Origin of the sequence: Pseudomonas sp. PsB, from assembly GCF_043658375.1 — a bacterium.
In the GTDB taxonomy this organism is placed as follows: Bacteria; Pseudomonadota; Gammaproteobacteria; order Pseudomonadales; family Pseudomonadaceae; genus Aquipseudomonas; species Aquipseudomonas putida_Z.
Genome location: NZ_JBIGLU010000007.1, coordinates 125,485 through 137,974, shown reverse-complemented (window position 1 = coordinate 137,974; position 12,490 = coordinate 125,485). Strand labels below are relative to the sequence as shown.

Here is a 12,490-nt window from a genome sequence, read left to right as displayed (position 1 = left end):
AGCGGCCATGCACAGTTACGACTTCGCCTTGCTGTTGGCATTTTTCGCCATCGTGCTGCTGCCGGCACCCTGGCTCGGGCGGTTCTACTTCAAGGTCATGGAAGGCCAGCGCACCTGGCTGTCGCCCCTGCTGGGCCCGGTCGAGCAAGCCTGCTACCGGCTGGCAGGCGTGCGCGCCAGCCAGGAACAGAACTGGCAGCAGTACACCCTGGCCCTGCTGGCCTTCAACCTGGCCGGGTTCCTGCTGTTGTTCGCCGTGCTGCTGTTGCAGGGCTACCTGCCATTCAACCCGCAGCATCTGCCAGGCCAGGAATGGTCGCTGGCGTTCAACACCGCGGTCAGCTTCGTCACCAACACCAACTGGCAGGCCTACAGTGGTGAGGCGTCGGTCAGCTACCTGAGCCAGATGCTCGGCCTGACCGTGCAGAACTTCGTCAGCGCCGCCACCGGCCTGGCCGTGCTGGTCGCCCTGTGCCGCGGCATCGCCCGGCGCAGCGCCACGACGCTGGGCAACTTCTGGGTCGACATGACCCGCGCCACCCTCTACGGCCTGCTGCCGCTGTGCCTGCTGCTGGCGTTGCTGCTGGTATGGCAGGGCGTACCGCAAACCTTGGCCGACTACGCCCACGCGGTCACCCTGCAAGGCACCGAGCAGACCATCCCGCTGGGCCCGGCCGCCAGCCAGATCGCCATCAAGCAGCTGGGCACCAATGGCGGTGGCTTCTTCGGGGTCAACTCGGCGCACCCGTTCGAAAACCCCACGGCCTGGAGCAACCTGTTCGAGGTGGCTTCGATCATCCTCATTCCGGTGGCGCTGGTGTTCACCTTTGGCCACTACGTGAAGGACCTGCGCCAGAGCCGCGCCATCCTCGCCTGCATGCTTGCCTTGTTCCTGATCGGGGGCAGCACGGCGTTGTGGTCCGAGTACCAGCCCAACCCGGCCCTCGAGGGCGCGCAGGTACAGCAAAGCGCCCCCATGGAGGGCAAGGAAAGCCGCTTCGGCACCACCGGTTCGGTGCTGTGGACAGTGACTACCACCTCTGCCTCCAACGGTTCGGTCAATGCCATGCACGACAGCCTCAACCCGCTGACCGGCATGGTGGCGATGGTCAACATGATGGTCGGTGAGGTGATCTTTGGCGGCGTTGGTGCAGGGCTGTACGGCATGCTGCTGTTCGTGCTGATCGCGGTGTTCCTGGCCGGGCTGATGATCGGCCGCACCCCGGAATACCTGGGCAAGAAGCTGCAGGCCCGCGAGGTGCAGTTGCTGGTGGCGACCCTGCTGGTGATGCCGGTCGGCGTGCTGGTGCTCGGCGCCATCGCCGCCAGCCTGCCAGGCCCGGCGGGTGCGGTCAGCAACCCGGGCGCGCATGGCTTCAGCCAGCTGCTGTATGCCTACACCTCGGGCACGGCCAACAACGGCTCGGCCTTTGCCGGCTTCGGTGCCAACACGGTGTTCCACAACCTGATGATCGGCCTGGCCATGCTTGTCGGCCGCTTCGGCTACATCCTGCCGGTGCTGGCGCTGGCCGGCTGCCTGGCGGCGAAGAAAAGCGCGCCCCAGGGGCTGAACAGCTTCCCCACCCATGGCCCGCTGTTCACCGGCCTGCTGCTGGTCACCATCCTGCTGGTCGGTGGCCTGACCTTCCTGCCGACCCTGGCCCTTGGGCCGATCGCCGAACACTTGAGCCTGGGTTTTTGAGGACCGACCATGAACATGCCCATTCCTGAAGTACAAGCTCGGCACAGTGCCAAGGACCAGACCCGCTTCGCCGCGTTGTGGCGCCCGGCGCTGGTGCAGGCATTCGTCAAGCTCGACCCGCGCCAGCTCAAGCGCTCGCCGGTGATGCTGGTAGTCGCCCTGACCGCTGTGCTGACCACCGTCTTGTGCTTCGCCCCCGGCAGTGGCGTGAGCACCGGCGTTGCCGTGCAGATCGCCCTGTGGCTGTGGTTCACCGTGCTGTTCGCCAACTTCGCCGAGGCCCTTGCCGAAGGCCGTGGCAAGGCCCGCGCCGACAGCCTCAAGGCCGGTAGCCAGGGCCTGACCGCCCAGCGTCGCAAGCGCGATGGCAGCTACGAGACCGTCGCGGCCAGCGCGCTGCGCAAGGACGATGTGGTGCGCGTGGTGGCCGGCGAAATGATCCCCGGTGACGGCGAGGTGCTCGAAGGTATCGCTGCGGTCAACGAGGCCGCCATTACCGGCGAGTCCGCGCCGGTGATCCGCGAGTCCGGCGGCGACCGCTCGGCGGTGACCGGCAATACCCGGCTGGTCTCCGACTGGTTGTTGATCCGCATCACCAGCAACCCGGGCGAATCGACCCTCGACCGCATGATTGCCCTGGTCGAAGGCGCCAAGCGGCAGAAGACCCCGAACGAGATCGCCCTCGACATCCTGCTGATCGGCCTGACCCTGATCTTCCTGATCGTGGTGGTGACCCTGCAGCCGTTCGCCCACTTTGTCGGTGGCAGCCTGCCGCTGATCTTTCTCGCCGCATTGCTGGTAACGCTGATCCCCACCACCATTGGCGGCCTGCTGTCGGCCATCGGCATTGCCGGCATGGACCGGCTGGTGCGGCTGAACGTCATCGCCCGCTCGGGCCGGGCGGTGGAGGCGGCCGGTGACGTGCATACGCTGATGCTCGACAAGACTGGCACCATTACCTTCGGCAACCGCCGCTGCAGTGCGCTGCACGCGGCACCGGGCATCACCGCCCGCGAGCTGGGGGAGGGCGCCTTGCTGGCCTCGCTGGCGGACGACACCGCCGAGGGCAAGTCGATCGTCGAGTACCTGCGCCAGTTGCATGACTTCGTCGAACCGGCCGCCGGGCAGTTCGAGGCGGTGGCGTTCAGCGCCGAGACGCGCCTGTCGGGTATCGACTTGCAGCAGCACCGCTACCGCAAGGGCGCCGTCGACGCCGTGCTGGCATTCGTTGGCATGCAACGCCTGGAAATGCCCCTGGCGCTGGCCCGTGAAGTGGAGCGCATTGCCCAGAGCGGCGGCACACCGTTGCTGGTGTGCATCGACAAGCGCCTGCTCGGCGTGATCCACCTCAAGGACGTGGTCAAGCCCGGCATCCGCGAGCGCTTTGCCGAGCTGCGCAAGCTGGGCATCCGCACGGTGATGGTGACCGGCGACAACCCGCTGACCGCTGCTGCCATCGCTGCCGAGGCCGGCGTGGATGACGTGCTGGCCGAGGCCACGCCAGAGAAGAAGCTGGCGCGCATCCGCCAGGAGCAGAACGACGGCCGCCTGGTGGCCATGTGCGGCGACGGCGCCAACGACGCCCCGGCACTGGCCCAGGCAGACGTGGGCATGGCCATGAACGACGGCACCCAGGCCGCGCGCGAGGCGGCCAACATGGTCGACCTGGACAGCGACCCGACCAAGTTGCTGGATGTGGTGCAGGTCGGCAAGGAGCTGCTGGTGACCCGCGGCGCGTTGACCACCTTCTCCATCGCCAACGATGTGGCCAAGTACTTCGCCATCCTGCCGGCGCTGTTCGCCGCCATCTACCCGCAACTGGGCGTGCTCAACCTGATGCACCTGGCCAGCCCGCAGAGTGCGATTCTGTCGGCCATCGTGTTCAACGCGCTGATCATCATCGTGCTGATCCCGCTGGCGCTGCGCGGCGTGCGGGTGCAGGCGGCCAGTGCGGCGCACCTGCTGCGGCGCAACCTGCTGATCTATGGGCTGGGCGGCATTGTCGTGCCGTTTGCCGGGATCAAGCTGATCGACCTGCTGCTCAATGCCCTGCACCTGGTCTGAGGAGGCCACCATGAATGCTTATGTACGCCCGGCATTGAGCCTGGCCCTGTTGATGACCCTGGTGACCGGCGCGCTGTATCCGCTGGCGGTGACCGGTATTGCCCAGGTGTTTTTCCCCAGCCAGGCCAATGGCAGCCTGGTGCGCGATGACCGGGGCCAGGTGCGCGGTTCGGCGCTGATTGCCCAGGACTTCCAGGGCGATGGCTGGTTCCACGCGCGGCCATCGGCAGGCGCCTACGCCACCGTGGCCAGCAGCGCCAGCAACCTGTCGCCGAGCAACCCGGCGCTGGCCGAGCGGGTCAAGGGCGATGCGGCTGCGTTGTACCAGGCGCAGCAGGGGCCGGTGCCCCAGGCGCTGCTCACCACCTCGGGCAGCGGCCTCGACCCGCACCTGCCACCGGAGGCCGTGGCCTACCAGATCCCGCGGCTGGCGGCGGCACGGCAGTTGCCGGTGGAGCGCTTGCAAGGCTTGCTGGAAGAGGCCACCCTCCACCCATTGATCGGCCCGCCGGTGGTCAATGTGCTGGCCTTGAACCAGGCCTTGGAAAACCTCAGCCATTGATAGATGACTTGAGGGGCTAGCAGGGACCCTGTGGGAGCGGGTTCACCCGCGAATGCGTCGGTGGCGCTACTACTGCATTCGCGGGTGAACCCGCTCCCACAGGTACGGTGTTGGTCCCTGGATTTGCTGCTTGCTGGAAATAGCAAAGGATGAAAGATGAGTGACTCCGCCCGCGCAGACGCGCTGTTGGCTACCCTCCCGCGAAGCGGCCGGGGGCGGTTGAAGGTGTTCCTTGGCGCCGCCCCCGGCGTCGGCAAGACCTTCGCCATGCTCCAGGCCGCCCACGCCCAGCAACGCCAGGGCGTGCAAGTGCTGGCCGGTGTGGTCGAAACCCATGGCCGTGCAGAAACCGAGGTATTGCTCGCAGGCCTTCAGCAGCAACCCCTGCTGCGCAGCCAGTACCGCGGCGTCACCCTCGAGGAAATGGACCTGGACGGCCTGCTCAAGACCGCGCCGGCCCTGGTGCTGGTCGACGAACTGGCCCACACCAATGCGCCCGGCAGCCGCCACGCCAAACGCTGGCAGGACGTACAGGAACTGCTGGCCGCCGGCATCGATGTGTACACCACGGTCAACGTCCAGCACCTGGAAAGCCTCAACGACAAGGTCCGCGACATTACCGGCGTGCAAGTGCGCGAAACCCTGCCGGACTGGGTACTGCAGGAAGCCTTCGAGCTGGTGCTGATCGACCTGCCACCCCGGGAGCTGCTCGAACGCTTGCGCGAAGGCAAGGTGTACGTGCCCGAGCAGGCGCGGGCCGCCATCGATGCGTTCTTCTCGCAAACCAACCTTACCGCCCTGCGCGAACTGGCCATGCAGACCGCCGCTGCCCAGGTGGATGCCGACCTGGCCCACGGTTATCGCCAACGCGGCCAGGAAGCCCCGGCCTTGCGTGGGCGCTTGCTGGTGGGCGTGGATGGCGACGACCAGGCGGAACGTTTGGTGCGCCATGCCAGCCGCGTGGCGCAACGCCGTCACCTGCCCTGGAGCCTGGTGCACGTGGACAACGGCCGCCTGCGCGACGAAACCGCGCGCCAGCGCCTGCAAGCTGCCCAGCAACTGGCCGAACGCCTGGGCGGGGAGGTGGTACTGCTGCGTGCCGGCGAAGTGGTGCGCACGCTGATCCAGCATGCCGCCGAACGGCGGGCCAGCCTGGTGCTGGTCGGGCAGTCCCGCGACCGCCTGCGCCGGCGCCTGTTCGGTGCCGGTGTGGCCGCGCGGCTGCTGCGCGAAAGCCACGGCCTGGAAATCAACGTGCTGGACCGCGACGCGCAGCCGCAAGCGCCGCGTTCGGCGGTGCGGCGGGTGTGGGTCTGGCGCCATTACCTGCTGGCGCTGCTGGCAACGGTCATGGCCGCGGGCCTGGCCTGGGCGGTGTCGAGTGTGCTGGCCCTGCCCAACATCTCGCTGGTGTTTTTGGCCGCGGTGTTGCTGGTGGCGGTGCGCAGCAGCCTGGGGCCTGCGCTGGCCTGCGCGGTGCTGTCGTTCCTGACCTACGACTTCCTGTTCATCCCGCCCAACCTGTCGTTCAGGATCCAGCGCGAAGAAGACGTGCTGACCCTGGTGTTCTTCCTGTTGATGGCTGCACTCACCGGCAACCTGGCTGCCCGTCAGCGCCGCCAGTTGCAGGCGCTGCGCGAGACCCAGGCGCAGACCAGCCAGTTGCTCGACCTGTCGCGCCGGCTGACCGTGGCCACCGACCGCCAGGCGGTGTTCAACGCCGCCGGCCAGCACCTGGATGGCTGGCAGGACATGCAGGTGTGCCTGCTGGAGCGCAATGTCGAAGGCCATTTACAGGTGGCCAGCGGCGAAGCCCATGCCTTCAGCGATAACGAACGCGCCGCCGCAGAATGGGCCTGGCAGCACGGCCAGGCCGCCGGTCATGGCAGCGACACCCTGCCCAATGGCCGCTGGTGGTGGTGGCCGCTGGCGGTGGATGAACAGCCCCTGGCATTGCTCGGGGTGCGCCCACGTTCCGGCCAGCCGCTCAGCGACCCGCGCCGGCGCCTGCTCACTGCCCTTGGTCAGCCACTGGCCCAGGCCCTGACCCGCGCGCGCCTGGCCGAACAGCTGGAGGCCGCGCGCCTGCATGGTGAAACCGAGCAACTGCGCAGCGCCTTGCTCGCGTCCGTTTCCCATGACTTGCGCACCCCGCTGACCGCCATGCGCGGCAGCATCGACAGCCTGCTGGCGCTGGGCGAGGCGATCCCCACCGCCGACCGCCGCGAACTGCTGGAGGGCACCCGCAACGAGGCCGAACGCCTCGACCGCTACATCCAGAACCTGCTCGACATGACCCGCCTGGGCCACGGCGGCCTCAAGCTGGCCCGCGATTGGGTGGCCCCGGCCGACATCGTCGGCAGCGCGCTCAACCGCCTGCGCGCGGTGCTGGCGCCGCTGCGGGTACACACCGATGTGCCGGCCGAGCTGCCGTTGCTGTTCGTGCATGCGGCGTTGATCGAGCAGGCGCTGGTCAACGTGCTGGAAAATGCCGCGCGCTTCTCGCCAGCCAATGGCCGGCTGGAGCTGCAGGTGTCGGTGCAGGATGCCCTGTTGTGCTTTGCCGTCAGCGACCAGGGCCCCGGCATTCCCGTGGATGATCGCGAGAAGATCTTCGACATGTTCTACACCGCCGCTCGCGGTGACCGCGGCGGGCAGGGCACCGGCCTGGGCCTGGCGATCTGCCAGGGCATGATCGGCGCCCATGGCGGCCATATCCTGGTGGGCGAAGGCATCGATGGCCAGGGCACCAGCATCACTTTATGCTTGCCGCTGCCCCCTCAACCTGAAACCGAAAGCGAAACCCCATGAGTCAGTCCGCCACCCTTCTGGTCATCGACGATGAACCGCAGATCCGCAAGTTCCTGCGCATAAGCCTGGCCTCGCAAGGCTACAAGGTGCTCGAGGCCGCCACCGGCGCGGAAGGGCTGGCCCAGGCGGCCTTGGGCAAGCCGGACCTGGTGGTGCTTGACCTGGGCCTTCCGGACATGGACGGCCAGCAGGTGCTGCGTGACCTGCGCGAATGGAGCGCGGTGCCGGTGCTGGTGTTGTCGGTGCGCGCCAGCGAAGTGCAGAAGGTCGATGCGCTGGATGGCGGCGCCAACGACTATGTGACCAAGCCGTTCGGCATCCAGGAGTTTCTGGCGCGGGTGCGCGCCTTGCTGCGCCAGGTGCCGCAGGCCGGTGGCTCGGAAGTGGCGGCCAGTTTTGGGCCGCTGATGGTGGACTTTGCCTTTCGCCGGGTGACCCTGGATGGCGTGGAAGTGGCGCTGACCCGCAAGGAGTATGCGCTGCTGGCGCAACTGGCCGGGCACCCGGGGCGGGTGATTACCCAGCAGCAACTGCTCAAGGATATCTGGGGGCCTACCCATGTGGATGACACCCATTACCTGCGGATCGTGGTCGGGCATCTGCGGCAGAAGCTGGGCGATGACCCCACGGCGCCGCGGTTCATCATCACCGAGCCAGGGGTGGGATACAGGTTGGTGGCGCCGACCATGTAACCCCGCTCCCACAGGGTCCCTGCTAATTCAATGAGTCATGTGCAGTCCAAGAGAGATTGCCCAGCCCTTTGGGCTGCGTTGTCGCGTAGAAAACTGAATTCGCAAGCGGCCCGCGTACCCTGTGGGAGCGGCTTTAGCCGCGAAGAATCCAACGCGGTGCATGGCACCGGCTGCGCCGGTGTTCGCGGCTGAAGCCGCTCCCACAGAGTCCCTGCTAATTCAATGAGTCATGTGCAGTTCTATGAGAGCTGGCATGCCGGCGATGGGGCCAGAGCAAGCAGCGCAAGACAGCAAGCTCAGGAGGCGGTTCTCGACTCCAGATCCATTTCCGCTGGCCACTCTACTCTGGGTGCCAGGCGCAGGGCGAACTCACACCAGAGCACATCGTTGTGATCCTTGGGTGGGCCGGGTGGTGGCAGGGCTGAGGGGCCTTCCTGCATGTAGGTGCAGATGTAGGCCCAGGCATGCTGGTCGGCACCCATCGTACTCAGGTGAAAACGGTCGATGACATTGTTCGTGCCCGGCGCGACGATGGACAGCATGACACCCCATTTGAAAATGACCCCACCGTTTGGCAGGGCGCCGGTTTGTGACCAGCGCTCGGCGCGGACTTGGGACCAGTCGTAACTGACCGGCACGACCTTGCCTTTGTCGAAGGGGTTCCACCATTGGCGTTTGAAGTTGTAGGCGTAGATTTTCTGGCGCGCACGGTTGAACCTGATGGGTTCGTCGCGAGGTGGAGAAATATCCATGCGAAGGCCTATAGTAACCAGCCAGCTAACCAGGAAGACTTCAGATATTGAGAGCAGCAGCGATTTAAAATTTCGGGGATCGAGCGTAAGTGTCATCATGTAAAGGCTAAAGGCGAAAAATATGCACAAGAGGAAGGCAAAGGCTGAAATCACCCCTCGTGAGGATACACTTTGTCGCGGAATCTCTAAGTAAGTCATGCACTGATGGTTAGGTATTTGATTGCCCATATATTTTTCTGTTGAGTTGACTGTGTAAGGGTCGGGGAGGTCTTCCTTCCAGCCCGGGCAGGCAGGATTTAATATGGGTCGGGCCATTTTGTCAGGGGCTCCAAGCTGTGCATGTAGTTTTCTGTTATTGTTACATGGGCATGCCCAAGTTCGTCCTGCTTGTCTGGCCAGTAACGCAGGCTAAGTTCAATGGCGTTGATGTGATGATCTATCAGTAAAGGCAGAGCTCCCTGTATGGTCAACGTACTGTTCTTGTTGTTGAAACGCACCAAAGGCTGTGGGTTGTCAATGTGGCCGAATATTCCTTTCCCCTTTGGTAGGCTGATCTGCAATTGGTTAGTCGGAGTACTGTCACCCGATACGGTAATGATTTCTCTTTGAGCGCCAGTACGATGAATGCTTAAATGCCACTCATGGCGAGATGTACCCTCGGCGTATTTAGGCAAGAGGAAGTAATAATTAAGTGTGTATTCTGCGGGTATTGCAGGTTCGTTGCCGATGATCATCCCTTTTGGTTCGGAAGTCTGCATGTTCGTATGATTGGTGAGTTGGGTTCTTATGGAAATCTCGGCTTGAACGCCAATTGCTGCCGCATTCAAAGCACCAATTGCAGTGTCAAGATGCTTCGCTTCGGTCCAGAGACGGTTGTCTTCAGATAATCCCCATCTGCTTTGACGAGCCCAAAGCTCTGTTGGAGAGGATTCGTTTTGCTTTGCCTCGGAAGCTATTGCATAGGCGGCCAGTCCTAGAATGATAGCTATACCGATTGGGCCAAATAATGTGGCGGGGCCGAAAGCTCCAAGTACACCTGCAATGGCGGAAGCGCCAGCCATTATGCCCGCAGTCCTGTATCCATCTGCGGACGTTAAATCTCCGCGCTTATGAGTACGCAGGCTGGCGAACAGGTACTGTGCCCCATCCATCATTCCAGCTATTCCCGCAATGCCGGCGCCGTATCGAGCAATACCGGTTCCCAAAGACGTTGTCGTCACTGTTCCGGGCCACGGTATCTTCGGGCGTATGACTGCAACAGCCAGTCCTGCCGCCTCCACACTCGCCCCCAACAAACCCAGGGAGGAAGACCAGATCGCCGCAAGCGCCTCCGGGTTGTCCTGATGCGTCTCTTGCAACGCTCGATAGTTCTTGCCCAGGCTGTCCTGATGGAACCACATGCTGCCCAAGGCAAATAGCAGCCCGACGCTTCCGCTACTCGCTGCAGCATCCCGCAGGCTGCGCATCGCATCGCTTGCCACGCTTTGCGCGGCCGTAGAGCTGATCTTCAAACCACCCGTAACCTGCGCACGCAGCGTACCCGCACCAATCACGACATTGCGTACCAGCGCCCCGACGCCGCCGGCTGCACCCTCGCGCAACTGCACCAACCGCGCCTGCAGGCTCTCGGCGCTTTCGAGCGTCCAGAGCATCACTTCGATCATCTGGCTACGGTTACCCGCTGCCGCAATATTGATCGCGCCACTCAGCACCATGGCCCGCACCTTGCGGCCCAGTGGGTCACGGAACTGCTTGTCTACCTGCTGCAGAAACGCATCGGTCCGCGCCTCCAGGGCTTCATTGAGCAGGCTGATGTATTCGCCCACTGTCAGCGACACCCGCAGCGGCGTTACCTGCTGCCCCGCAAACAGGGCAAACGCCGAGCGATGCACATGGCCGATCAGGGTCTTGGTCCGTTCACTCAGGTGCTGGCTGAGCGCATTCCCTGCGCTGTTGGTTGCGGCCAGCAACTGGCCAACGGCATCCTGTATCGGCTTGATCATCAACAGCTGGCCGTCGGCGGTACCGGCGATGCCCTTGATGATGTCGTACACCTTGCCGAAGTCGTCCCCGGACAGCGCGCTGGCCACCTGCTGCATCAGCTTCTGGTTCTTGGCCAGCAGTGCCTGGTAAAGCAGGCTGCGGTCGTCTTCCAGCAGCTGCTGCCAGATATGCTGGGTGATCCCGAGCGGCTGACCCTCCTGCGGCAGGGTTTCAGTGGGCCCGCCGGCCAGGCAGGCGGCCATCATCTGGATGAAGTACTCCACCGAAACAGGGGAGGTCGCGTCATAGTCGTAGTAGCCGATCTGCTGAAACGCCCGCTTGGCATAGTGCCGCGCATACAGATCGCCAACCTGGTCGATCATCGACTGCCAGTTTTTCAGTTCGCGGTCGTAATCGGCCTGGAACGCCGCGCGGGCGCGTTCGTCGTAACGCTCTTCCAGCCGCTCGCGGGCGTCCTGCTGCTTGCGCGCGGTGTTGCGTTCGGCCTGCGCGTCGATGTCCACCGGTGGCAGATATGCCTTGGCCGCGATCGGGCTGTCGTTCCATTGCTCGACCTGCCGGGCTTCCCGCTGCGCGTCCTCGGCACCCTGCACGGCCGCCATGGCAGCGTGCAATTCGCGGATGCCCAGTAGTGCTTGCGAAGTGAAGTATTCGAAGTGCCGCTGCGGCTGCGCCCGCCATTCCTGCAGGGCTTGCACCCAGCCAGTGCGTTGCGCGTTGAGCTCCATGACCATGCCGACCGGGTCGGGCAGCGTCAGCGCCAGCAGGCCATTGGGCAGTTGTTCCTGCTGGATGACATTGCGCACATGCGTGCGGGTTTCATGCCAGCGGCCCAGGCGGCTGTAAAAGCCATGAGCGCTGGTAAACCTGGCAGAAGAAAAGGTAGAGAACTCCAGCACCTGTTCCAGGCCGAAGCGGAAGCTGTCGGTCATGGCGATGCCGAGGCTGGCAGGGTCGTTGCGTGCGGTGTTCAGGTCCACTTCGACGAAGCGGGCGAGGGCGCCCGGGTCACTGTCGGCGATGCCTTGCCGATAGCGGTCGAGCACCGCACGGGGCCAGGGGTCGTTGGCGAAGGCGATCCAGGCCTTGCGGTAGAGCAGGGTATCGATGTTGATGAACGAGGCGATCACATCGTGGCCTTCGGTGGCGCATACCTTGGGTAACGACCTAGGTGGCCCGAAGGGCATCTGCGATACCGGAAAGCGCTGCAAGGTACCTTCCGCCGCTACCTCGTAGGCCTGCCAGATTTCCTGGTCGAGCAATACGTAGACATAACCCTGTCGCAGGAGGCGCAACTGGTCGGTGTGCATCGGGTGGAAGATGATTTCGCTATCGTCTGCCAGGCGATAGGGGCGCCCTGTATCCGGGCGCGGGGCGTAGGCCTCGCGCAGCAGCAGAATTGGCAGGCCGGAGCGTTCGCAGGCATTACAGGTGCCGTAGGTGTTGGGGATCTCTTCCTGCATGGCGATGTGGATGGCTTTGCTGATGCTCATGAGTAACTCCTTGCCTTCGGCAGGCCGGCGACGATGTGCGACCAGGTGCAGTCGTCGTAGCTGGCGAAGCGGTCCGCCAGGCGCTGCTCGCCGGCCGCTGCCTTTTCTACCTCGTGCTGGATGGTCGGGTGCTGAAGGAGCAGTGGGTGGATCATGAGCATGTGCAGGCTCATGCACTGGATATCGGCGCGGTCGCGCAGGCCCTGCTTGAACGCCTTGAGGATCAGGTTCATGGCATGGGTGGGGGCGTTTTCCGGCAAGCCTGAGGAACCTGCGAAGTGCCATAGTCCATGGGGATGCTGCACGGCACTCAGGCGATGCCAGGCGCCGAGCAGTTGAATGATCTGTGGTGCGACGTGCTGGGTCGCCCTTACGGCCTCGGAGACGGCCAGTTCGCCAGCCATGGGTTC

Annotated in this window: 8 protein-coding genes; 5 read left to right on the top strand and 3 right to left on the bottom strand. The window is 64.3% G+C overall.

The features are described 5' to 3' along the window. Positions 1-7: 7 nt before the first annotated feature. The 5 genes from kdpA to ACGLHT_RS12100 all read left to right on the top strand — a co-directional run bounded on the left by kdpA (position 8) and on the right by ACGLHT_RS12100 (position 7,831). On the top strand, positions 8-1,702 hold the full coding sequence (gene kdpA, locus ACGLHT_RS12120; RefSeq protein WP_274120813.1) for a potassium-transporting ATPase subunit KdpA: 1,695 nt from the start codon (positions 8-10) through the stop codon (positions 1,700-1,702). Between the two features lie 9 nt (positions 1,703-1,711). After that, the gene (kdpB, locus tag ACGLHT_RS12115; protein ID WP_085705168.1) at positions 1,712-3,766 is read left to right on the top strand and encodes a potassium-transporting ATPase subunit KdpB; all 2,055 of its coding nucleotides are present in this window, start codon (positions 1,712-1,714) and stop codon (positions 3,764-3,766) included. Between the two features lie 10 nt (positions 3,767-3,776). Continuing rightward, positions 3,777-4,328, top strand: coding sequence for a potassium-transporting ATPase subunit KdpC (gene kdpC, locus ACGLHT_RS12110; RefSeq protein ID WP_274120814.1), 552 nt, complete (start codon positions 3,777-3,779; stop codon positions 4,326-4,328). A 156-nt stretch (positions 4,329-4,484) separates the two neighbouring features. After that, positions 4,485-7,139, top strand: a complete 2,655-nt coding sequence (locus ACGLHT_RS12105) for a sensor histidine kinase KdpD (protein ID WP_274120815.1) — start codon at positions 4,485-4,487, stop codon at positions 7,137-7,139. Further along, on the top strand, positions 7,136-7,831 hold the full coding sequence (locus tag ACGLHT_RS12100; RefSeq protein WP_013973414.1) for a response regulator: 696 nt from the start codon (positions 7,136-7,138) through the stop codon (positions 7,829-7,831). The genes ACGLHT_RS12105 and ACGLHT_RS12100 overlap by 4 nt, the downstream gene beginning before the upstream one ends. Positions 7,832-8,127: 296 nt before the next feature. Here ACGLHT_RS12100 and ACGLHT_RS12095 read toward each other — a convergent pair whose 3' ends face one another. Genes ACGLHT_RS12095 through ACGLHT_RS12085 form a run of 3 tightly spaced genes read right to left on the bottom strand, consistent with a single transcriptional unit; the run spans position 8,128 to position 12,484 of the window. Continuing rightward, a complete protein-coding gene (locus tag ACGLHT_RS12095) occupies positions 8,128-8,898 on the bottom strand; it encodes a DUF6708 domain-containing protein (protein ID WP_274120816.1) in 771 nt (256 codons plus the stop codon). After that, positions 8,880-12,080 (bottom strand): T6SS effector BTH_I2691 family protein, encoded by a 3,201-nt coding sequence (locus ACGLHT_RS12090; RefSeq protein WP_394519360.1) that lies wholly within the window; start codon positions 12,078-12,080, stop codon positions 8,880-8,882. The genes ACGLHT_RS12095 and ACGLHT_RS12090 overlap by 19 nt, the downstream gene beginning before the upstream one ends. Then, positions 12,077-12,484, bottom strand: coding sequence for a hypothetical protein (locus ACGLHT_RS12085; protein ID WP_274120717.1), 408 nt, complete (start codon positions 12,482-12,484; stop codon positions 12,077-12,079). Before ACGLHT_RS12085 ends, ACGLHT_RS12090 begins: the two co-directional genes overlap by 4 nt. Between the last annotated feature and the right edge of the window lie 6 nt (positions 12,485-12,490).

Bases quoted from the DNA above. Each gene is read 5' to 3' on its own strand.
- kdpA (WP_274120813.1), top strand. From the start codon at position 8: ATGCACAGTTACGACTTCGCCTTGCTGTTGGCATTTTTCGCCATCGTG.
- kdpB (WP_085705168.1), top strand. From the start codon at position 1,712: ATGAACATGCCCATTCCTGAAGTACAAGCTCGGCACAGTGCCAAGGAC.
- kdpC (WP_274120814.1), top strand. From the start codon at position 3,777: ATGAATGCTTATGTACGCCCGGCATTGAGCCTGGCCCTGTTGATGACC.
- ACGLHT_RS12105 (WP_274120815.1), top strand. From the start codon at position 4,485: ATGAGTGACTCCGCCCGCGCAGACGCGCTGTTGGCTACCCTCCCGCGA.
- ACGLHT_RS12100 (WP_013973414.1), top strand. From the start codon at position 7,136: ATGAGTCAGTCCGCCACCCTTCTGGTCATCGACGATGAACCGCAGATC.
- ACGLHT_RS12095 (WP_274120816.1), bottom strand. From the start codon at position 8,898: ATGGCCCGACCCATATTAAATCCTGCCTGCCCGGGCTGGAAGGAAGAC.
- ACGLHT_RS12090 (WP_394519360.1), bottom strand. From the start codon at position 12,080: ATGAGCATCAGCAAAGCCATCCACATCGCCATGCAGGAAGAGATCCCC.
- ACGLHT_RS12085 (WP_274120717.1), bottom strand. From the start codon at position 12,484: ATGGCTGGCGAACTGGCCGTCTCCGAGGCCGTAAGGGCGACCCAGCAC.